Here is a 21,200-nt window from a genome sequence, read left to right as displayed (position 1 = left end):
GGGGCAGAGGATGCGAGCGGTCAGGGCAGGCGAGGACGCCGACGGGAGCCGGGTGGCGGTGGTGCGGGGGACCGCCGCCGCGCTGGCCGTGCTGTCGGTGGCGCTGACCGTGGCCGGCACCGCGATCCAGTTGTCGTTGCCGAAGGAGTGGGCGCCCTGGCCGCCCACGGCGCCCGACCATGGCTCGGGCCTGATGTTCCCGCTGGTCGGCGCGTTCGTGATCGCGTACCGTCCCCGCCTGAGGCTGGCCTGGCTGATGTGCGCAGGCGGCCTCGGCTGCGCGGTCAACGTGATGGCGACCGGGCTGCAGTTCATGCAGGCGTCGGCCGGCCACCTGGAGAGCGCGGGGTGGCTGCGCTTCCTGGCCATCGCGGGGTGGACGGCCGGGGCGTGCGCGCTGTCGATCCTCGTGCCGCTGCTCTCACCGGACGACCGCCTGCCCTCCCGGCGCTGGCTGCCGGTGGCGATCGCCGGGTTGGCCGCGAGCGTCGTGTACGGCGCGTACAACATCGTGCGGCCGACGCCGCCCGCCGGCACGTACCGCTGGCCGCAGGTCATTCCGAACCCGCTGGCGATCGAGGCCCTGGCTCCCCATCACACCGCGGTGAAGGGGGCACTGACCCTGCTGGTGAACGCCTTCGTGGTGCTCACGGTGCTCTCCCTGCTGGTACGGCTGCGGCACGCGACCCCGGCGGCGCGGCGGCAGCTCGCCTGGCCGTTGGTCGCGTTCGCCGTCTACGCGCTGTTCGTGCTGCTCGGTGAGGACTACTGGCTGCCGGGGACGATCTGGACCGGGCTGATTCCGGTGGCGATCGCCTTCGCGGTGCTGCGCTACCGCCTGTACGGCATCGACACCGTCATCAGCCGGACCGTCGTCGCGACCGGCCTGATCGTCGCGGTCGGCGCGGTGTACTTCGGCACCGGCGCCCTGGCCGGGATGTTCGTCTCCGGCTATGACCAGGTCGCGGGACTGGCCGCCGCCCTGGCGGCGGGCGCGTTCTTCGAGCCGTTGCGCACGCGCCTGCGCCGCCTGACCGACGTGATGCTGTACGGCAAGCACGGCCGGCCCGAAGAGCTGGCCAGGAGGCTGGCCCATGAAGTCGGCGAGACCGAGCCGGGCAACGCGCTCGCCGCCGTCACGGCGGTGGTGCAGGACGGCCTCGGCGTCACCGGCGTCGTCGTCGAGGTCGGCACGGCGGGCATGCGGGTGGAGCGCGGCGCGGCCGGGCCGGACCCGCGTGTCGTGCCGCTGGTGTGGCACGGCGAACCGGTCGGCCGGATGCTGGTCGGGCCGCCCGGACCGCGCCGATTCTCGGCCGCCTACACCGAGCGGCTGATCCGGACGGCGACCCCGTACGTCGCGGATGTGGCGCACGCCGTACTCACGGCGGCCGACCTGCAGCGTTCCCGGGAGCGCATCCTGAGCGCGCGCGAGGAGGAGCGGCGCAGGCTCCGCCGCGACCTGCACGACGGCCTCGGTCAGGCGCTCGCCGCCATGTCGATGTCACTGAACATCGCCCGGATGCGCCTGCGCGAGGCGCCGTCCTCGGCCGACCGGATGCTTGGGGAGCTGCGCGGCAGCATGGACTCGGTCAGCCAGGAGGTCCGCGAGCTGGTCTACGGCCTGCGTCCGCCCATGCTGGACGACCTCGGCCTGCACGGTGCGGTGCGCGCGCTCGCCGCCGCGCCGGGGCCGGCCGTCGACGTCGAGGTGGAGGGCGAGACGCGCGACCTGCCCGCGGCGGTGGAGGTGGCGGCGTACCGGATCGCGCAGGAGGCGCTGACCAACGTGCGCAAGCACGCCGACGCCACCCGGGCGACCGTCATGCTGGCCCGCTCGGACCACGCGCTGGTCGTACGGGTACGCGACGACGGCAAGGGGCTGCCCGAGCGTCGGCGCTCCGGCATCGGCTTCGCGTCGATGCGCGAGCGCGCCGCCGAGCTGGGCGGCACCTGCCTGATCACCCGGGCCCCGGCGACCGGCGCGGACGCCGGGCCGGGGACGCAGGTGGAGGTCACGCTCCCGCTCGCCGTACGCTCCGGCGACCGGGCGCCGGTGAGCACCGGCGGCAGCCTGGATCAGGCCCAGCCGTAGGTCGACCTGATGGACGCGGCGATCTCATTGACCAGGTTCGTGTTGTCGCCGTTGACCATGACGGCGTACCCGGCTCCCAGCTCCGGATAGCCCTTGAACACGGACTTGAAGCCGTAGTTGGAGCCGTCGTGGGTGAAGGAGAAGTTCTTCGTCCCCGACCCGGCGATGAACAGGCCGCGGCCCATGTCGGGCTGCGCCCCCTTGCTGAGCAGCGTCCGCACCGACTCCTTGCTGAGCGGGCCCGCGATGTCACCGGACGCGGTCCACGCCTTGTTGAGGTAGCACACGAGGCGGGACAGGTCGAGGACGTTCGAGTAGAGGCCCGCGGCGGCCGACTCCGGATAGCGGTTCCGCTTGCCGGAGATCACCGCGCCGGTGGTGGTGTGCCCCGACGCGAGCTCGAACGTCGGAGCCAGCGCGTACGAGCTGGTCTTCATGCCGAGTGGCGCGAGCACCTCCTTGTCCATGTACTGGGCCAGCGACAGGCCGGTCTGCTGCTCCACCATCCGCTGCAACAGCACGAACCCCGCGCCGGAGTAGTGGTACTCCGCGCCCGGGTCGGTGGTGAGCTCGATCTTCGGCGAGTTGCCCTCGCCGTTCATGATCTGGAGCAGCGACGGCACGGTCGCGTTCGGCCCGTAGCCCGCGAAGCCGCCACCCGCGGAGGCGTTGAAGCCGGAGCAGACGTCCGCGGGAGAGGTGGAGCCGCGCCCGATGACACCGGCCCGGTGGGTCAGGATGAGGTCGATCGTGGGCACCGCGTCGGGCGAGACGCAGGAGCGGCTGGGCAGGGTCCAGCCGAGGAAGGGGCGGATGTCGCTGCTCAGCGGCTTCTTGAGCGTTTGCATGAGGCGCAGTACGCCGACCGATGCGACGGCCTTGCTGATGGAGGCGGCCTGGAAGCCGGTCTCCGGGTGCGCGGCGGCTCCGCTGCCCGCCTCCAGCCAGCCGTAGCCGGTGGACCAGGTGATGCGGTTGCCGGTCACCACCGCGATCGCCACGCCCGGCGTCTTCCAGTAGCCCATCCGCTGCCAGATGCCCCCGCTTCCCACCGAGTCCTCGACCTGGCGCACCCGGTCGGCGGGCAGGGCCGGAACCTTGCCGCGTGAGCACAGCGACCAGCCGCCGGTCGGCGAGAAGGTGACATTGTGCAGCTGCCAGCCGCCCGCGGAGAGCTTGCCCATCTGCTGGTAGCACTCGTCGTCGATGCCGCGCGCGTGGAACTCGTCCTGCGCGACGACCGCCCACCCGCCGCCGCGGGGGAAGGCGACGTAGGTGACGCGGCGTCCCCCCTGCGTCAAGTTGCGCATCATCTGGTAGCACTCGTCGTCGATGCCCCGGACGTAGAAGCCGTCCGTGTCGACCACCGACCAGCGATTGCCGCCCGCCGGGGGGAAGGCGACGTTGACGACCTGCTTGCCCGCGCCGTAGGAGGCGGTGATCCGCTGCTGGCACTCCGCGGGGATGCCGCGCGCGGACACCCCCTTGTCCGTGGTGATCACCCACCGGTCGCCGCCCTCGGGCGGGAAGGCCACGCAATGGATCTTCCGGCCGGCCTTGGTCAGCTTCCCGAGCTCGGCGTAACACGCGTCGGGGACGCCGCGCGCGAAGAAACGGCCGTCCTGGGTGACGATGACCCAGCCGTTGGACGGCGTGAACGCGAACGAGGTGATGCCATAGGGCGCCAGCTCGCCCATCTTCGTGTGCGCCTCGTCCGGTACACGACGGTTGAAGTAGGGGTAGCTCGCCGCCCACGCCGGCTGGCCGAACCCCACAGCGGCCAGACCGGCGCCGGCTCCGGTGGCGGCGGTCAGGCTGAGAAAATGTCTCCGGTCCATACGGGCACTCCTCCGGTCAGCACAGGACGGGTCCCGCGTACGGGACGCCGATGGTCAAGAAGGTCAAATCCTGGCAGACCGCCGAGTGATCCGCTTCGCTATCCCAGAACGCCGGGGAGAACCTCCAGCTCAGCGCCGGATCGTGCCGCCCGGCCGGCGGTGCCGTGAGCCGACGCCGGCATTCCTGGATTTTCTTCGGCACGGATGTAAAGACTGACGATGTCGTTCCGACTCTGCTGTGAGGCGCTCCCATCAGGGAGCGGCCGATGGCAAGGAGCTGACATGGGAACGTTGGAGAAGAAGACGGCACTGGTGACCGGCGGGTCGCGGGGGATCGGGCGAGCGATCGTGGTGCGGCTGGCTCGTGAGGGCGCGGCAGTGATGTTCAGCTTCAACCGCGACCAGGCGGCGGCTGACGACGTGGTGGCTGAAGTGGCGGCCTTCGGCGGGCAGGCGATCGCGGTACGAGCGGACCAGGGGCGCTTGGAGGACCTGAAGTACCTCTTCGGTGAGGTCGACCGGAATCTGGCCGGTTTGGACGTGGTGGTCAACAACGCGGCGATCAATCCGATGGGGAACATCTGCGACGCCACTGAGAGTGACTTCGACGAGGTGATGGCCGTCAATACCAAGGGGCCGTTCTTCGTTATCCAAGCCGCAGCCGAAAGGCTCGGCGAGGGTGGGCGGATCGTCAACATCTCCTCTTCCGGTGCGGTGCCGGGTCTGGCCTTGTACTTCGCCAGCAAGGCGGCGTTGGAGTCGATCACCGCGGTCGCCGCCCGCGAGTTCGGCCCCAGGGGCATCACGGTCAACAGCGTGACCCCTGGTGCCACCGAAACAGACATGATGCGCGCCGCAGCCGGGGAGAATCTGGAGCAGGCCATCGAGCACGTCGTGTCCCTGACGCCACTGCAACGGCTGGGACGCCCGGAGGACATCGCCAACGTCGTTGCCTTCCTGGCCGGGCCCGACTCGCAATGGATCACGGGTCAGAACCTGCGTGTCTCCGGCGGCCTGATGATCTGACCGGCGTCGGCGGCGAGCCGGAGGACAACGGGCCCCTTCGGCGTTCCCGCACTTTGTGTCAGAAGTAGGGCGTGTCAGAAGTAGGGCCGGGCGCTCTCACGAGCCGATGGCCCCAGCGGTGAGCCGAAAATGTCGGCTCCTGCCCCTACCGTTGACCGCAGCGGGAGGCCCGGCCTTCCCGTCCTCGGACAAGGACGAGATGTGTTCCGCACCCAAACGATCAATCAACCATCTCCACGAATCGAGGCAAGATCTTGAGCACAGTCACCTCGCAGGATGGCACGGTCATCGACTATGACCTCTACGGTGACGGGCCTGCCATCATCTTCATCGGCGGGGCAACGCAGCACCGCGCCATCGACAAGAACACCGGGCAGGTCGCGCAGCGGCTCGCGGCCGAGGGCTTCACGGCGATCGACTACGACCGGCGTGGACGCGGACAGTCCGGCGACACCGCACCGTGGGCACTGGAGCGAGAGGTGGAGGATCTCGCTTCGCTGATCAAGGCAGCGGGAGGGGCCGCGACCCTCTACAGCAGCTCGTCAGGAGCGACCGTGGCTCTGGCAGCCGCAGAGGCCGGCATCGGTGTCACCGCGCTGGCGCTCTATGAGCCACCCCTGTTCGCCGGTGTCGACCATGCCGAGCACCTGGCCACGCTGCGCTCCTTGTTGGCCGCCGGCAAGAACGACGAAGCGATGCGCTACAACCTGAAGGCGGTGATCGGGATGCCGTCCGATGCCGTCGATGGCGTGGCTCACGCACCCGGATGGGCCGAATTGGTGGCAGTCGCCCCAACGCTCGTCTACGACCTCGCAGCCGTCCACGAGATCAACATCGATCCCGACTGGGCCGGCCGTTGGTCCTCGATCACCGTGCCGACGATCGTGTACTCGGGAGACCAGACCTTCCCCGGCATGCCCGAGGCCGCCGACGCGGTGGCGGCGGCCCTTCCCAACGCGACCCGTCGCACCCTGCCCGGCCAGGGCCACGGGCCCACGCCCGATGCCATAGTGCCGGTGCTCCTGGAGTTCCTCCACTGAGCCGACTGCCGTGGTGATCCGCCGAGCGGGATCTTCAGGAAGCCGTCGTTTCTTGAAGATCCCGCTTTCGCCCGTCTCCGGCGCCGGCGGGGGAGATGGAGGGCACGCTTCTCGCCTCGAGGATCGGCGACCTGACGTATGTCTCCGACCACAATGGCCGCCGGGCGCGCCGGAGCTCCGTATGGCGACGCTCGCGGCCAGGCCGGCCCATGTCCACCACGGCCAGCCGGCCTCGTGACCCTGGATGAGCGGGAAGACGAGCAGGAACAACGCGACGGTGAGAACCGCTACTCCCGGCAGGTCGATGCCGCGTGCGCGGGTCGCCCGTGACTCGGGGACGTACCGCACCGCCAGCAGGACCGTGGCGAGCCCGATCGGGATGTTGATCCAGAACACCGGCCGCCAGCCGGAGCCGAAAAGGTCGGCGCCGATCAGCAGGCCGCCGATGAGCTGACCGCCGCTGGTGGCCAGTCCGATCACCATGCCGAGGACGCCGAAGGCGCGGTGGCGGTCCTTCCCGGGGACCAGCAATGTGATGACGGCGAAGACCTGCGGGACCATCAGCGCGGCGCCCAGACCCTGCGCGAGCCGTGCCGCGATCAGGGTGATCGCCGTACCGGACAGAGCGCAGGCGGCCGACGACAGCGTGAAGAGCGCCATTCCCAGCGTGAAGATCCGTTTGCGTCCGTACAGGTCGGCGAGGCGGCCTCCGGTCATGAGGAACACCGCATAGGTGAGCTGGTAGCCCGCCATGATCCACTGCAGTTGGCCGCTGGACGCGCCGAGGTCGGCTTTGATGGCCGGCTCGGCGACGACGACGATGAACGAGTCCAGAATCGCCATGAACGTGCCGACCATCACGATGGCCACGGCGCGCCACGGCGTAGGGGAGGACGTCGGCTGAGCGGCCCCTCGCGCTTGGAGGTCGGGGTGGTCCCGCCGCGCCCGGAGGGATCCGTCGATGTCGGTCACGCGGCTGTCTCCCTTGTTCCGTTCGCCTGTTCTGTTCGCCGCCGGGCGCGCCGGATGGCGCGGCGGCGGTCTCATGCCTTTCCCTGTCACTCAGGCGCTCGGTCGCTCGTCACGGGATGTGCGCGGAGCACGTCCACGAGTCCCTTGACCAGCTCGGACGCCATCACGGCCTGACCTGAGGTCGCGAAGTGGACGCGGTCCGCGCTCAACAGGTTCGGCCGGGAATTGACCGGGTGGCTCCACATGTCGACGAGCACGGCGGAGTGGGTGGCCGCCAGTTCGCGGGTGATGTCGTTGAGCGCGCGCACCCGGTCGTGCCAGTCCGGGAACCCCGGCACCACGAAGGCCGAGCCGAGGGTGAACGTCGTCAGCTGGGCGCCGGTCTCCGCGGCACGCTCGAATATCCGCCGCAGGTTCCGCCCGATCTCGGCGAGGTCGGGATCCGGCCGCCAGATGTCGTTCGCGCCACACGAGATGTGGATCAGGTCGGGGCCGAATTCGAGGACCGGGCCCACCTGGTTCGCCAACGTCTTGGTGGTGGTCGCTCCGATCTTCGCGGCGTTCAGGTAGGCCAGGTCGGGACGTACCCGGCGAAGGATGCCGGCCAGCCGGTCGGGCCATCCCAGGTTCGCGTAGCCGGGGCTCGGGTCCCCGGTTCCCGCCGCGAGGCTGTCGCCCATCGACGCGAACCGTCGCCAGGGCGCGTCGGTCAGCAGCCGTGTGGCGCTCGCCGCTGACAGGCAGAAGGGGTCGGACTCCTCTGTGGGATTCATGGTCACGAAGAAAACGTACGGTCGATCGTACGTATTGTGCAACGCGGGCTGTGGAAGGATGGAGTCGATGAACGAGCCGGCGCAGCGATCGGGGGCAGACGCGGACACCCGCTCCCATGGGGTAGGCGCGGCGGTGTCCGACCAACGCCTCCTCCGCGGCGCGCGGGCCAGGCGGACGATCACCCGTCATGCCGTCGACGTGGCCTCGCTGGAAGGGCTCAACGGCCTCAGCTTCGGCCGGCTGGCCGCCGACCTCGGGCTCAGCAAGAGCGGCATTCAGACGTTGTTCGCGACCAAGGAGAACCTGCAGGTCGCCGCGGTCGAGGCCGCGCGTGAGGCGTTCACTGACGCGGTCGTCCGCCCGGCGGAGGCCGCGTCCCGCGGCGTCGCCCGGTTGCGGGCGCTGATCGAACGATGGATCGCCTACGCCGAGACGCCGCTGTTCCCGGGCGGCTGCTTCTGGGCGGCGAACCTCGCGGACTTCGACAGCAGGCCGGGGCAGGTCCATGACGCGCTCTTCCGGCACCAGCGAGACTGGCGCGGCCTCATCGCCGGCGAACTGCGATACGCGGCCGACGCGGGCGAGATCGCCGACCTGGACGCCGACCTCGCCGCCTTCCAGATCGATGCGGTGCTCTGCGCCGCCAACACCGCCTTACGGCTCGGCGACAAGGACGCCGGGGACAAGGTCGGTCACGTGGTCGACGGCTTCCTCGCGCCTCCCCGGTGATCCGATCCCGCCGGGGGTCGGCGGCACGGTGCCGAATATCCCTGCCTGCGGGGCGGCAGCGGCGGGAGTCTCGGGGGTGTGCGTGATGCTGCGGTCCGCCCGGTGACGCGCCGCCCTTGTTCTCGTCGGGCTGTTCTCGTCGGGCGTCGGCTCAAGGAACCGGTGATCCGCGCGGCACGCCCTCCGGCCCGATCGCGCACCCGCGGCGGGTTGCGGGCGCCTGAGGTCCGCTGCCGCTCCGCGTCGAGTCGGCTGCAGGCCGGGACGTGTTCCAAAGTGACCGCATGCGGCGGCCGTACCGACTGATCGGACGGCCGCCGCATGCGGTGCGAGGGTCAGGGGGCGAGGGCGACACCGACGTTCGTCCCGAGACCCAGTCCAAGACCGGCGCTGACATGCGCCCTGATAAGTGCCCAGAGGTTGGCGTTGACGTCCGTCGTGGCCGCGACCGTGGAGTTTCCAACAAGGAGAGGTACGGGCACCCAGGCGCTGTTCACGTTCGCGCTCGCATCGAGGGGAGCGCCGACGAGAAGCCCCGAGTTCGTCCCGAGGGAAAGCCAGGCGATGCCGAGCCCGCACGCGCAGCTCGCGCCGACGTTCGTGGTGACCGTTTCGGTGGTGACGGTCTCTGTGGTGACGGTCTCTGTAGCGTCCCTGTCGGTGGTGTCCCTGTCGCACCTATCGGTGTCGTACGTGTCGTACCTGCCGGTGTCGTACGTGTCGTACTTGCCGGTGTCGTACGTGTCGTACTTGCCGGTGTCGTACCTGTCGGTGTCGCACCTATCGCACCTGTCGCATCGATCGCACTTGTCGCCGCATTTGTCACAGCGGTCGCACTTGTCACATCGATGGCATTTGTCACAGCGATCGCACCGATCGCATTTGTCGCACCGATCGCAGGGGACCGGCGAGGGTTGAGGCACCGGCGTCGTCACTGTCGGCGTGGGCGTGGGCGTGGGCGAGGGCGTGGGCTTGGGCTTTGGCGGCACGAGGGGCGGCGGGGGCAGTACCAGCGGAGTCGGTTCCGTACGGACCCGCGGCCTGTGCGGCGTCACGATGATGTTCCGCACTTTCTGGTGCTGCTTCTGGCGCTGGTGCTGACGCTCTCGCTGGTGCTGGCGGTTCCGGTTGTGGTTCCGGTTGTGGTTCCTGTTCCTGCCGGTGCCGCCGGAAGGACCGGTGGAGCCATGATGGTGGCCGGTGACCACGGGGACGGGGATGGGGACACCGTCCGCGAATGCGGGCGTGACCACGCCACCCGCGGCCACGGCACCCCCGATCGCCACAGTGCTGATCATGAGTACTCTGGCCAGCTTGCTGGACTTGAGCAACTTGGTTCTCCTTGGAAAGGTCTCGTGTCCCGGCGTAATAATCCTCGAATCGGTCGATGGTGGAAAATACTCAACCTTGATAACCGCTCGAGATTTTATCCGAACGCCGCTTGGCCTCTCCCTTTCGGAGGCAATCGAAACGGAGATCGGCAGATCTTGCCGATTCTGTTTTCGTTTGTTGGTGAATATGAGCTGCATCATGTGACGGTTCCTCCGAATGCCGTCGATCAGTCGAAATGTCACTCTTATCGCTCTTATTTCGGGCTGTGTCGTACGCCGCCGTGGCAGGCTGTCGTCCATGCTGTGACGTGAGCGGGCCGACGTGGGGGAGAAGCGGCCGTCGCCCTGGACCTTCGGCTCGAAGGGCTGGCCCGAGGCCTCTGGCCTGCGTGTTCCGGTATCGGGTGGTGCGTGGCCTCGGGCCTGGCCGATGAGGCGAGCGAAGATCCCATCGGGGTCCGGTGCGACGGTGGCGGGGGCGGACTTTCCGCGCTTCGGGCGTTCTCGCGCCCTCATTGGCACCGCGTCAACGCCTGTGATGATTACCCCTTAATAAGGATATTTTTCGGGGCGTAATGGTGGAATCGCTCCGTGGGAGCTGTGAAAACGGTCCGGCTCATCTGAGGGTGAGGTTGCGAGCATTCCGCATATATTTCGCGGACGATGGTGTGCGGCTGCTTCCGGCCGTGTTCCGCCGCCGGTTACGCCCATGAGCCGTGCCCATCCTGAGGACCGTGGGCGCCGCTCTGCCACCCGCGCCGACACGGGGCGTGCGTCAGCGGTCATCGTCCCCGGCCGAATGTGCGCCTCTCGTTTGGCCGCGCTCGCCGTATGCTGTACGGTACGGCGTACGGAAGAGGAAGGGGTCTGGGCTTGTACGAGCCGAGCAATGAGGAACTGAAGAGTGTCGAAGACTGGTTCGGCCAGTACGACGCGCTGGCCGAACAGGGGGAGGTCGAGAAGCTGGCCGATCTGGCGGTCTTCCCGATGAACCTGGCCACCGACGTGCCGGGCGCCTTCGCGGCGGTCCAGCAGTGGACGCGCGAGGAGTACATCGAGGCGATGAAGGAGGCCATGGGCGGGGGTACGGCGGGCCTCGGCTTGGAGTCCACGAGGACGCCGCACTTCATCAGCCAGAACCTCGTGCTCGTGGAGACCACGGCGACGATGACGATCGAGGGCCGGCGGGAAAGCATGCGCTACGCCGACCTGCTGGTGCGCACCGAGGACGGATGGGCATTCCAGACGATGGTGCAAGGGGGATGGGGACACGGCTGGACGCCGGCGAAACGCGGCTGATCCAGTGCGGGCGTCCGCGGCAGCTGACCGAATCGGATAGGCCGGTCGGCCACGACGGCGACGTCGTGTCGAGGATGGCCGGCACGCGAGTGGTGGCGCGGCGGGGGAGCAGTGGAGTTTCGACGGTGCTTCTCCCGCTTTCGCGATCCTGATCGCGCGGTCCACCGCCCAGGGCTCGGAAGCGGGCGCGGTTGACGGCGTTCTGAACGTCCGACAGCCGCGCCCGCTGCGATGGCGCTCGAGCGAGGTGCGGATCGTGCCACCTGCGCCGGGATAGGCCTTGCCGGCCCAGGTCAGCACGTTGCCGGGGGTCAGGGCCGTCGATCCGGCCGACGGTGTGAGCGGGCAGTCGGGTCGTGTGTCGCTCCAGGAAGAGCGGGTGACGCCCAGGCGAGGTGGCCGGCCGGATCGTGGCCGGGTCAGGTTTCCGGGACGGTGACAGTGATCAGAGCTGGACAACCTTGACGCAGGCCGAGCAATCCGGCTCGTAGCCGCTCCGTGCGGGCCGGGCCGAGGAGCCGTTCTGCCTCCTCGGGGTAGGCCCAGCGATGCTCGACGATGTCGGGATCGTGGGTGGTGAGCCGGGCCGTGGTCGAATCCACGATGCCGAGGTGGAAGAGCATGATCTGGGTCGGGTGGTCCCAGCCCGGGCTCGGGTGCTCGAAGGAGATCGCGATCAGCGGTCCGACGGGGAGGTCCAGGCCGGTCTCCTCACGCAATTCACGGCCCGCCGCATCCAGGGGAGTCTCGTGGGCGTCGACCTGGCCGCCGGGGAGCTGCCACGTGCGGCTTCGCCCGGGGCGGACGAGCAGGATCCGCCCGTGCTGGTCCTGGACCAGCGCATTGGCGCCCACGTGCCAGCGGGGCAAACTGTGCTGCCACTCGTCGGCGTCCAATTGCGGCTTCGCGGGGCCGATACGGCGGACCAGGTCCAGGATTTCCACGCTGACCGCCGGAAGGGCGTCAGCGTACCGCCAGGCGTGGTCATCGTGTTCGGGCGACAGAACGACGTCCGCCCGCTCGACGTGCGCTGCGAACACCAGGTGTCGCGCCGTGCCATGGACGGCCGGATAGTCGAAATGTCCCGGGTATCGGGCCAGGTCGGTGGTGGTCAGGCCAGTCTTCCCGAAGAATGTGCGTTCTGCCGCAAGTTCCGGCGGCTCGCCGTCTTCCACCTGCCCGCAGGGAATCTCCCACAAGCCCCGCAGGGCACGGTCCGGCGCCCGGCGTAGCAGAAGGATCCGTCCCATTTCGTCGAAGGCTGCGACTCCGACGGCAACGGCGCCGCACGTCGCTCTACGGGTGGGCGGCGAGCGGTCGTCATTCTCCCGCCGGTGTGCGGTGGACTGTTCTCGCCGGTCCCAGCCGTCTTGGGCGGTGGCGCTGTCTGGATTCTTGGTCGCCGCGGGCTGGATGCGTGCGGCCGTCGTCTTGTCCGTCGGCGTGTGCTTGCTCATGCCCGGGTGTGTACCCGCGAGTGAGCGCGAGTGGTGCTCGCTCCGGTCGTCGCCCGCACTGGGTTCGGACCCGCGATGGCCCTTCATCCGGCCCGCGAGGTGGTCACCGCGCAATCGCGAGGGGCCAGGTGAACTCGGCGGGCCGCCGCCGGGACCTCTGCCGGCCAGTTACGGGGTGGGGTTGGCGCGGTACCAGTCGAGGGTGGCGGCGATGGCGTCGGTGTGCGGTGTCGCGGCGAACGGTCCGAACGTGGTGGTGAACTTCGAGGTGTCGCTCACGAACGGCCGGTCGCGCTGGTACCACGTCTCGCCGAGGGCGCGGACGGTCGGGTTGAACAGGCCGATCAGGCGTTGCATCGGGCGTCCGAGTGCCGCAGTCCTGCCGTGCCGGCCAAGCTCGGCGAGCACCAGGTCGAGGAACTCCCTGCCCGTCACGGCCGGCGCCGTCGGCAGGTGCCAGGCCTGTCCGTCCGCCCGCGTGTCGCAGCCGAGCGTCACGAGGCCCTTGGCGATGTCGGGCAGGTAGCTGAGTGTGTGGGGCTGGTCGAGTGGCCCCACCCAGCGGGCGGTCTTCCGGCCGAGCGCCGCGCCGAACACCGTCGCGCCGACGATGGTGTTGACGCCGCCGGGGCCGTAGTAGTCGGAGGCTCTGCCGAGGGCGACGCGCAGCTCGCCGGAGCGGTGGGCGGCCAGCAGCGCCTCGGCCATCTCGGCGCGTACCCGCCCCTTGGGGTTGCGGGCGGCGTAGGGCAGGTCCTCGGTCAGGGACCCGTCGATGGGGCCGTACATGTACAGGTTGTCGGCGAAGACCAGCTTGGCGCCGGCGGCGGCCGCGCCCTGGCGCACCGTGTCGGTCATGTGGGGGAACTCCTCCACCCATCGGTCGTACGCAGGGGCGGCGCAGTGGTAGACGACCTCGGCCCCGGCGCAGGCGGCCGTGGCGCCCTCGACGGTGGTGATGTCGCCCCGATGGACCTCGACACCGTGCGGCGCCGGCATCCGGCCGCTGCGGTTGACCGCGCGGACGCGGTGCCCCCGGGAGGCGAGCTCGCGAACCACGGAGCCGCCGATGGCCCCTCCGGCACCGAGGACGACATGCAGATCGGATTCAGCGGGCACGGTGGCCTCCCGTTCGCGAATTTGAGAACGCTGTTATGAAACAGCGTTACGGTATGGTTGTCAACATGGCCCGCCCACGTACCCGCGACTACGACGAGCTACGCCGAGACCTCCTGGACGCCGCCGGACGGCTGCTCGCCCAGGAAGGCCCGCAGGCGCTGAGCACCAGACGCCTGGCCCAGGAGGTCGGCACCTCCACCACGGCCGTCTACAACCTCTTCGGCGACAAGGCCGGCCTGCTGCGCGCGATGTTCCTCGAAGGGTTCGCCCGGCTTGCCGACGCGTTCGCCGCGGTGCCGACCGACGGCGACCCGGAGGCCGACCTGATGGCCCTCGGACAGGCCTACCGGGCCGCCGCCCTGGCCAACCCGCACCTGTACGAGCTGATGTTCGGCCGCCCCATCGCCGACTTCCGGCCGGACGAAGTGGCCCTGGCCGAGATCCAGGGCACGTTCGACACATTGATCCGCGCGGTCGCGCGATGCATCGACTCGGGCCGGTTCGCCCCGGCCGACCCCCACGACGTCGCCGCGCACCTCAACGCCCTGGCGCACGGCCTGGCCAGCCTCGAACTTCTCGGCTCCCTCGGCCCCCGCCCCCAGGCCGACCGCCACTGGCGCATCTCCCTGGAGGCGGCTTTCCGCGGCCACCATGCAACGATGCCGGGGTCGCCGTAGCCGCGACGTGCCACAGTTGGTGTCGCTGTTTCTGCCGCGTTCTCGCCGTGATGGTTCGGCAGTTGGTTGATGGACTGGTGGGCGATATGAAAGCCGTTGCGTGCTGCCCGGGCGCGGGTCGACTGTCTGCCCTCGCACGAGCGGATGGCCGACGGCGGTGTACTCCCGATCGCGGGACTTTCGGCACACCGCCATCGCCGGCGCGTTCCTGAAGGCGGTCTCATGACGGACGCTCCGCTGCTGCTGGTCGACGGCCACAACCTGGTCTGGCGGGCCGCGTTCGGGTTCCCCGCCCCGATCCACTCACATGACAAGACGCGTGACCTCACCGGTGTCTTCGGGTTCTTCGCCCTGCTCAGGGTTGCGATTCGGGATGAGATCCCCGATCCGCCCGAGGTGATCGTCGTGTTCGACGGTGAGTACGGCTCGGCCGCCCGCAAGGAGACCGATCTCTCCTATAAGGCCAACCGGGTCGCGGACGAGACGATGCTCAAGCCGATCCGCGGATGCACGCAAATTGGCGACACCCGGAATTTCCGTACCAGCTCGCTCGCCGGCCTCCCACCCCTGTCGGACAACCATGTTGCGAAGGAACGGCAGGAGGGCCCTGCAGCCTTGAACGCGTGCACGCGAGGTTCGGTCATCACACACTGCCCTCCTGGACGGAAGCACGATCTTGCTGGAGGAGCCACACGCGGGTACGTCTCGCGGGCAAGGAGCTCTTCGTCCCGTGGGCGGCGCCCGGCAGCGCCGCATGCTCTGGCGGAAGGGATCGCATGGCTCGGCGGAGCGGTTGCGCCGATTCGGCGAGCCGGCTGTGCGGGCGTGCATGGGTGCGGCACCTCCCATTGCGGCGACGGAATGCGGTCAGTCAATTGCTCTGCGTGACTGTCTCAGATGCCACTGACATTTCCGCCGGTGCTGTGTCGCCCAGGCCACCATGGACGGATGCCGCCCTCTGCGATCTTCCAGTGACCTCGCTGCGACAGGGAACGGGTGCCTCCCTGTTCTCGCGGATCGCCGGCGGCGACGAGGGCCCCGTCCCGGCCGTACCGCACGGCTCCGATATCGGGATCATTGGGACGGACATCTGCGTAGCGGAGGGGGGCGGACGTGATCAACGTGCTGCTGGCCGAGGACATGCATCTCATCAGGGGGGCGTTGGCCGCACTGATCGAGTTGGAGGACGACATGCGGGTCGTCGGCGAGGTGGCCACAGGGGAGGAGGCGGTCGCGCGGGGGGTCGAGTTGCGTCCCGAGGTCGTGGTGCTGGACATCCAGATGCCAGGGCGGCTGGACGGCATCGCGGCGGCGGAGGAGTTGCGGGCGCGGGCGCCGGAGTGCGCGCTCCTCATGCTGACCTCGGCGGGGAGGACCGAGACGCTCCGCAGGGCGCTCGCGGCCGGGGCGCGTGGCTTCATGGTGAAGGACGCGCCGCCCGCCCGGCTGGCCGAGGCGATCCGGCGGGTCGCCGCGGGCGAGTCCGTCATCGATCCGAGCCTGGCCGCGGCGGCCATCACCGAGCGGCCGAACCCGCTGACCCCGCGCGAGGCCGAGGTCCTGCGCCGGGCGGGGGAAGGCGCCGATCTGGCCGAGATCGCGGCCGGCCTGTTCCTGAGCAAGGGGACGGTGCGGAACTACCTCGGCGCGATCGTGACAAAGCTAGACGCGCGCAATCGGCTCGACGCTGTCCGCATCGCCGCCGAGAACGGCTGGATATAGGACGGTCAGCCGGTACTCGCCACCGTCGCTCTCTGTGGTCAGGGTGCCCCCCGCGGCGGAGACCCGTGCGGTGAGATTGGCCGTTCCGCTGCCGGTTCCCCGGGCGGTGCGGGCGCCGTCGTTGACGACCCGCAGTCCGGTCGGGGTGATGTCGATGAGGCAGTACGTGGCGTCACTGTGCCGCAGCACGTTGGTGACGGCCTCGCGCAGGACGATCGCGAGCAGCGCGTCGTCCCGCCCCGACTCCCGGCGTACGGTGACCTCGACGCTCGCCGCCTCAAGGACAGAGCGGGCCGAGTCCAGCTCGACGGCCAGCGACAGCCGAGGGTCGGGCTCGGCCGGGATGGCGCGCAGCGCGGCCAGGGATCGGCGGGCGATCGCGGCGATCTCCGCGAGCTGCTCTCCGGAGCCCTCCGGCCCCAACCGTCCGGCCAGCTCGGCCTTGACCGTGATGGCGGAGAGCCCGTAGCCGAGGAGGTCGTGGACGTCGCGGGAGATGCGCCTGCGCTCGTCGGCCGCGGCGAGCGCCGCCAGCGCGCGCTGCGCCTCCCTCGCCTCGAAGACCAGCGCGGTCTGCGTGGACAGCCCGTAGAACATGGCCGCGATGGCGACGGCGTTGAACGTCCAGTACAGGTTCTCGGCGGGGGAGTAGCCGCGGAGGGCGAGTACGGCCGACAGCGACGCGACGACCACTCCGGCCAGCGGCCACCAGGCCCGCCCGAAGATCAGGAACCCGGCCGCGGCGAACCCGGCGAGCTGCGGATAGGCCTGTCCCGGATACAGCAGCGTGACGGCGGTGAGCAGGACCAGCGCGGCGGCCGTCCAGGCGGCGTGCCGTGGTCGCGCGCCGGGCGGACGCGGCAGCGCGTGGTGCAGCTGCAACCCGAGGATCCCCGCGGCCAGCAGCGAGGGCGCGGGACGCCCCTGAAGGTAGATCAGCGAGGTCGCGAGGTACCCGGCGTGCACCGCGACCAGGATCGGCAGCGCCAGCCGGGGGGTGAGATCCGGCTCGGGCGCGGGCTCGCCCGTCGCGCTCGGGACGGCACGCGCCCGCGCGGCCGCCGACCGGGAGACCTCGGCGATCCGCGCCGTGTCGCCGCGCCCGGCGAGAGCGATGATCGTGGACAGGATCGTTCCGAGGGCGGCCTCCAGCTCGCGCGCGGCCCGTGACCGCTCGGCGGAGACCGCCCTCGCGGCGAACTGGGCGCGTGCGGCGTGGACGGCGGCGCGCGTGTCGCCGAGCCGGGTCACCCCGAACAGGACGAGCCCCTGGCACGCGGCGTTGAGCACCGCGAGCGCGATCCCGAACGGCGTCGCGGGCGCGAGAAGGGCCGCCGCGGCGACCACCGCCCCGAACAGGCACCAGCGGGCCGCTCCGCGCAGGACGAGCAGCGCCGACGCCGCGACCATGCCCGCCGCGGCCGGCCCCGCCCACGGCAGGAGCAGGGTCTGGGCCGCCAACGGCCAGCGGCTGCGCCACGGAGTCAGGCAGTACACCAATTGGAGTGCGAGAACGAGGGCGAACGGCGGGCTCGGCACCGGATGGAGCGGATCCACCGCGACGCCCAGGAGAACCACCAGAACGATCAGCACGTCACGCACCATATGTCGTGATCGTGCATTCTCCATGCCGGCCCATGTGTCAGACACTGTCGAGGTGCGAGGCCCGCGCCGCACACTGACGGCCATGAAGAAAGCGATCATCGCGGCCCTCGCCGTCCTCGCCCTCCACGCCGCCCCCGCCCACGCCGATGACCTCGGAGCGATCGCGGCCCGCTCCGCCGCCGCGCACAGTGACGAGCTCGGCGCGGTCGTGGCCCGCTCCGCCTCCGCGTACGGCGACGACCTCGGCACGGCGATCGACCGGGCCGTCCCCGCCCTTCTCGCCGAAGACAAGATCCCAGGCGCGGCCGTCGTCGTCGTGGAGAACGGGAGGACGGTGTTCAGCAAGGGCTACGGGCTGGCGGACGTGGGGTCGGGCCGGCCGGTCGACACCGCCACGCCGTTCCTCACCGGCTCGCTGGCCAAGGTGTTCACCGCCGAGGCCGTCCTGCGCCTGGTCGGGGAGGGCAGGCTCGACCTGCGCGCCGACGTGAACCGCTACCTGACGGCGTTCAAGATCGACGACACCTATCCGGGCCGTCCGGTGACCTTGGAGCACATGCTCACCTACACAGCGGGCTTCGACGACGACATCGTCGGTCTCGCCCGTGAGGATCCGGCGACGCTGCCCTCACTCGCCGAGAGCCTCAAGGCTCACCAGCCGCGCCGGGTCCGGCCACCGGGCACACTGATCGCCTACGACAACTACGCCCTCGCCCTCGCGGGCCACCTCGTCGAGGTGGCGTCGGGCGAACCGTACGCGCAGTACGTCGCCGAGCACGTCTTCGCCGCACACGGCATGACCGGCTCGACCGCCGCCCTCCCGCACCCCGCCGCGATCGGGGCACGGCTCGCCCGCGGCTACCGCCCGGACGGCGACGGCTACGCCGAGCAGAAGGGCCAGTACAGCCCCTGGACGCCCTCCGGCACCGGCCCCGCCGTCACCCCCGCCGACATGGCCCGGTACATGATCGACCAGCTCAAGGGCGATCCCCTTGCCCGGCAGATGCAGGCACGGCACTTCACCGCTGACCGGCGCATGCCCGGCATGGGCTACACGCTGGAGGAACGACCGCGCAACGGCCGCCGGATCCTCTACAAGGACGGCGACGTCCCCGGCTATCACAACGCCATGGCCCTCATGCCGGACCAGAGGTTCGGCGTCTACGTCGTCTTCAACGGCGACGGCACATCCGGCGCCGCCGCCTGGGACGCGCAGAAGCTCCTCACCCAGATCATCGACCGGCGCTTCCCCGCGCCCACCCCGCTCACCGCGGACGTCTCCCGGTACGCCGGCTCCTACCGGTCCGCCCGTACCAGCCGCAGCAGCCTGATGAAGGCCTCGACCCTGTTCGTCGTCCCGACCGTCACGGCCAACCCCGACGGCACCCTCACCACCACCGGCCTCTCCCCGGATCCCGACCGGTGGACCCAGCACTGGATCCAGATCGCCCCCGGCCTCTTCCGGGAACGCGACGGCCAGGCCCGCATCTCCTTCCCCGGCGACGGCACCCTCGTCTCCTCCGCTCTCCCCTCGGAGGTCTACGAGGAAGTCCCCTGGTACGACGCCCCCACCCTGAACCTGCCGCTCTTCGTGACCGGCGCCCTCGCTCTGCTCCTCGCCACCCTCGGACTGCCGCTGGCCGCCGCCGTCCGCCGTATCCGCAAGGTCCGCCCACCGCTCCCGGCCCGCCTCGCCGCCCTCGCCGCCTGGATCAGCGCCGCCCTGGCCACCGTCTTCCTCGCCGGGTTCGCCCTCCTCATGGCCGACCCCAACGTCCTCATGGCGGCCCTGCCGCTGAACTCCCCACGCCTCGCCGCGCTTCCCGTCCTGGCCACCCTCGCCCTGGCCTTCGCCGTCCCCATGGTCCCGGCCACCGTCGTCGCCTGGCGCGCCCGCTGGTGGAGGCTGCCCTCCCGGATCGCCTACACCCTGCTCGCCCTGGCGGCGGTCGCCTATTTCGCGGTCGCCCTCGGCTACCACCTTCTGCTCTTCTGAGTCGTCACCGGGCAGCTCCGGTGATCAAGGCCCCGGCCGTCATCCGCCGCCCCGTTTCCCGCTGGCTGTCGGGGGCACGCAGACGATGTGGAAACGGGGGAACCTCCTGGAGGCGCGTGCGAGGTCGACCTCGCGCACCGGGTCCTGGCCCATATACCCATCGGGCGAGGGCCGGAGGCGGTCGTGGTCGACGCGGCCGCGCGGCGCGCCTTCGTCGCCTGTTCCCGCAGCAACGCCGTGGTGGCGGTGGACCTCGACCGGCGCCGGACGGAATGGCGGTCCCCGGTCGGCCGGGAACCGATCCCCGTCGTCATCGACCTGCCGGCCCGGCGGCTGTTCACCGCCGACGCCCGCTCGGACACGGTCACCGTCGTGGACGCGGACAGCGGGACGCGCCTCGCTCAGGTACCCGTCGGCGCTTATCCGGCAGGGCTCGGCCACCATCCCGGGCTGCGCCGGGTCTTCAGCGGAGACACCGCCGCCGGCACCGTCACCGCGCTCGACGCCGATCACGCACGAGTGATCAGGACCGTCCCCGCGGAACTCGGCGCCGGCAGCATCGCGGTGGACACCAGCCGCGACCGGGCGTACTGCGCCAACTTCATGTCCGCCTCGGTCACCGTCTTCGACGCGGCGACGCTCCGGCCGTTGGGCCGGATCGCGGTGCCCGAGGGGCCGTGCAAGGTCGTCGTCGACCCGGTCTCCGACCGGCTGTACGTGGCCGGCTCGCTGCACGGCACGATCACCCGGATCTGCCTGCGGACCGGCGCGAACCTGGGCGAACTGGTGGTCGAGCGGGCCCCGGTCGGGATGTGCGTGTCACCGGACGGCCGGTGGCTGTACGTCTGCAATCGAGGGGCCGGCACCGTCAGCGTGCTCGACACGCTTCGCGGGACGGAATCGCATCGCATCACCGTGGGCGACGGGCCCGGGGACTGCGCGCTGGACCCGGTTACGGGCCGGCTGCTGGTGTCCAACGCCGGCAGCGGCACGCTGACCATCGTGGACCGGCCGTGGCTGCCCGGGCCGCCGGCGCGCGCCTTCCATCCGGTGGTCGGCCACCCGTTGCCCGAGTTCGCGCTCCCGGACCTGCGGACCGGGCGGATCCGCACCACGCGGGAGTGGGCGGAGAAGAAGTACGTCATCAACTTCTTCGCCAGCTGGTGAGGCCCCTGCAACGCGGAGGCGCCGGTTCTTGAGGAACTGCGCCGCCGTACAGCCCGGTCGGGGCTGGACGTCATCATGATCAATGTATGGGAGAGCGTGGACGCCGCCACCGAAGCGCGCCACTTCGCCGATGTCTGGGGCCTTGACGGCACCGTGCTCCTCGACGAGACCGGTGAATATGCGGCACGACTCGGAATCCATGGAGTGCCCACCAACGTGTTCGTCGACGCGAACGGAGTTGTGCGCACAATGGGCGCGACCAGGCCGGACGAGCTGAACGCGGCGGTGGAGGCTCTCCTGCGGCAGCCATGATCAGCGGCCGGGTGTGCGCCCGGCGCCACTGGTGGCCAACG

17 protein-coding genes and 2 pseudogenes are annotated in these 21,200 nt (G+C 70.3%); 12 read left to right on the top strand and 7 right to left on the bottom strand.

Translation table 11 applies throughout. The annotated features are described in order from the left end of the window. Positions 1 to 10: 10 nt before the first annotated feature. Positions 11 to 2,095, top strand: coding sequence for a sensor histidine kinase (locus ACQP1V_RS32555; RefSeq protein ID WP_433413921.1), 2,085 nt, complete (start codon positions 11 to 13; stop codon positions 2,093 to 2,095). On the opposite strand, the gene ACQP1V_RS32550 is transcribed toward ACQP1V_RS32555, so the two are convergent. Then, the gene (locus ACQP1V_RS32550) at positions 2,080 to 3,933 is read right to left on the bottom strand and encodes a serine hydrolase domain-containing protein (protein ID WP_433413919.1); all 1,854 of its coding nucleotides are present in this window, start codon (positions 3,931 to 3,933) and stop codon (positions 2,080 to 2,082) included. The two genes, ACQP1V_RS32555 and ACQP1V_RS32550, sit on opposite strands and share 16 nt — an antisense overlap. 282 nt (positions 3,934 to 4,215) lie before the next feature. Here ACQP1V_RS32550 and ACQP1V_RS32545 point away from each other — a divergent pair, with 282 nt between their 5' ends. Next, positions 4,216 to 4,959 carry an SDR family NAD(P)-dependent oxidoreductase gene (locus tag ACQP1V_RS32545; RefSeq protein ID WP_433413917.1) on the top strand — a complete coding sequence of 248 codons (744 nt, stop codon included), beginning with the start codon at positions 4,216 to 4,218 and terminating at the stop codon, positions 4,957 to 4,959. Between the two features lie 254 nt (positions 4,960 to 5,213). Then, complete coding sequence (locus tag ACQP1V_RS32540; protein WP_433413915.1) at positions 5,214 to 5,999, top strand: alpha/beta fold hydrolase; 786 nt, start codon at positions 5,214 to 5,216, stop codon at positions 5,997 to 5,999. Positions 6,000 to 6,266: 267 nt separating this feature from the next. Here ACQP1V_RS32540 and ACQP1V_RS32535 read toward each other — a convergent pair. Then, positions 6,267 to 6,821, bottom strand: a pseudogene (locus ACQP1V_RS32535) (MFS transporter); the annotation flags it as partial. Between ACQP1V_RS32535 and ACQP1V_RS32530 the strand changes: the two are divergent. Then, on the top strand, positions 6,751 to 6,903 hold the full coding sequence (locus ACQP1V_RS32530; RefSeq protein ID WP_433413913.1) for a hypothetical protein: 153 nt from the start codon (positions 6,751 to 6,753) through the stop codon (positions 6,901 to 6,903). The pseudogene ACQP1V_RS32535 and the gene ACQP1V_RS32530 overlap by 71 nt on opposite strands. Before the next feature lie 154 nt (positions 6,904 to 7,057). On the opposite strand, the gene ACQP1V_RS32525 is transcribed toward ACQP1V_RS32530, so the two are convergent. Continuing rightward, positions 7,058 to 7,744, bottom strand: a complete 687-nt coding sequence (locus tag ACQP1V_RS32525) for an SGNH/GDSL hydrolase family protein (protein ID WP_433426038.1) — start codon at positions 7,742 to 7,744, stop codon at positions 7,058 to 7,060. A 67-nt stretch (positions 7,745 to 7,811) separates the two neighbouring features. Between ACQP1V_RS32525 and ACQP1V_RS32520 the strand changes: the two genes are divergently transcribed. Next, positions 7,812 to 8,474, top strand: coding sequence for a TetR/AcrR family transcriptional regulator (locus tag ACQP1V_RS32520; protein WP_433413911.1), 663 nt, complete (start codon positions 7,812 to 7,814; stop codon positions 8,472 to 8,474). Between the two features lie 335 nt (positions 8,475 to 8,809). Here ACQP1V_RS32520 and ACQP1V_RS32515 read toward each other — a convergent pair whose 3' ends face one another. After that, positions 8,810 to 10,105, bottom strand: coding sequence for a hypothetical protein (locus tag ACQP1V_RS32515; protein ID WP_433413909.1), 1,296 nt, complete (start codon positions 10,103 to 10,105; stop codon positions 8,810 to 8,812). 573 nt (positions 10,106 to 10,678) lie between these two features. Between ACQP1V_RS32515 and ACQP1V_RS32510 the strand changes: the two genes are divergently transcribed. Then, positions 10,679 to 11,104 (top strand): nuclear transport factor 2 family protein, encoded by a 426-nt coding sequence (locus tag ACQP1V_RS32510; protein WP_433413907.1) that lies wholly within the window; start codon positions 10,679 to 10,681, stop codon positions 11,102 to 11,104. Between the two features lie 419 nt (positions 11,105 to 11,523). Here ACQP1V_RS32510 and ACQP1V_RS32505 read toward each other — a convergent pair whose 3' ends face one another. Both ACQP1V_RS32505 and ACQP1V_RS32500 read right to left on the bottom strand, forming a co-directional pair. Next, positions 11,524 to 12,561 carry an NUDIX hydrolase gene (locus ACQP1V_RS32505; RefSeq protein ID WP_433413905.1) on the bottom strand — a complete coding sequence of 346 codons (1,038 nt, stop codon included), beginning with the start codon at positions 12,559 to 12,561 and terminating at the stop codon, positions 11,524 to 11,526. A gap of 168 nt (positions 12,562 to 12,729) precedes the next feature. Next, positions 12,730 to 13,680 (bottom strand): NAD-dependent epimerase/dehydratase family protein, encoded by a 951-nt coding sequence (locus tag ACQP1V_RS32500; protein ID WP_433413903.1) that lies wholly within the window; start codon positions 13,678 to 13,680, stop codon positions 12,730 to 12,732. Positions 13,681 to 13,745: 65 nt separating this feature from the next. Between ACQP1V_RS32500 and ACQP1V_RS32495 the strand changes: the two genes are divergently transcribed. From ACQP1V_RS32495 to ACQP1V_RS32485, 3 genes are all read left to right on the top strand, one after another. Continuing rightward, positions 13,746 to 14,357, top strand: a complete 612-nt coding sequence (locus ACQP1V_RS32495) for a TetR/AcrR family transcriptional regulator (RefSeq protein ID WP_433413901.1) — start codon at positions 13,746 to 13,748, stop codon at positions 14,355 to 14,357. Positions 14,358 to 14,579: 222 nt separating this feature from the next. Further along, positions 14,580 to 15,245, top strand: coding sequence for a hypothetical protein (locus ACQP1V_RS32490; protein WP_433413899.1), 666 nt, complete (start codon positions 14,580 to 14,582; stop codon positions 15,243 to 15,245). Between the two features lie 225 nt (positions 15,246 to 15,470). Continuing rightward, complete coding sequence (locus ACQP1V_RS32485; protein ID WP_433413897.1) at positions 15,471 to 16,079, top strand: response regulator transcription factor; 609 nt, start codon at positions 15,471 to 15,473, stop codon at positions 16,077 to 16,079. Here the strand turns inward: ACQP1V_RS32485 and ACQP1V_RS32480 are convergent. Then, positions 16,020 to 17,672 (bottom strand): sensor histidine kinase, encoded by a 1,653-nt coding sequence (locus tag ACQP1V_RS32480; protein ID WP_433413895.1) that lies wholly within the window; start codon positions 17,670 to 17,672, stop codon positions 16,020 to 16,022. The two genes, ACQP1V_RS32485 and ACQP1V_RS32480, sit on opposite strands and share 60 nt — an antisense overlap. Before the next feature lie 94 nt (positions 17,673 to 17,766). Between ACQP1V_RS32480 and ACQP1V_RS32475 the strand changes: the two genes are divergently transcribed. From ACQP1V_RS32475 to ACQP1V_RS32465, 3 genes and pseudogenes are all read left to right on the top strand, one after another. Then, positions 17,767 to 19,680, top strand: a complete 1,914-nt coding sequence (locus ACQP1V_RS32475; protein ID WP_433413893.1) for a serine hydrolase domain-containing protein — start codon at positions 17,767 to 17,769, stop codon at positions 19,678 to 19,680. A gap of 87 nt (positions 19,681 to 19,767) precedes the next feature. Next, positions 19,768 to 20,847: a beta-propeller fold lactonase family protein gene (locus tag ACQP1V_RS32470; RefSeq protein ID WP_433413891.1), complete on the top strand. Its 1,080-nt coding sequence runs from the start codon at positions 19,768 to 19,770 to the stop codon at positions 20,845 to 20,847. A 12-nt stretch (positions 20,848 to 20,859) separates the two neighbouring features. Continuing rightward, positions 20,860 to 21,159, top strand: a pseudogene (locus tag ACQP1V_RS32465) (TlpA family protein disulfide reductase); the annotation flags it as partial. Positions 21,160 to 21,200 lie beyond the last annotated feature (41 nt).

It is taken from the genome of Microtetraspora malaysiensis (genome assembly GCF_050947145.1).
In the GTDB taxonomy this organism is placed as follows: domain Bacteria; phylum Actinomycetota; class Actinomycetes; order Streptosporangiales; family Streptosporangiaceae; genus Microtetraspora_A; species Microtetraspora_A malaysiensis.
This window is presented reverse-complemented; position numbering and strand designations above follow the sequence as displayed.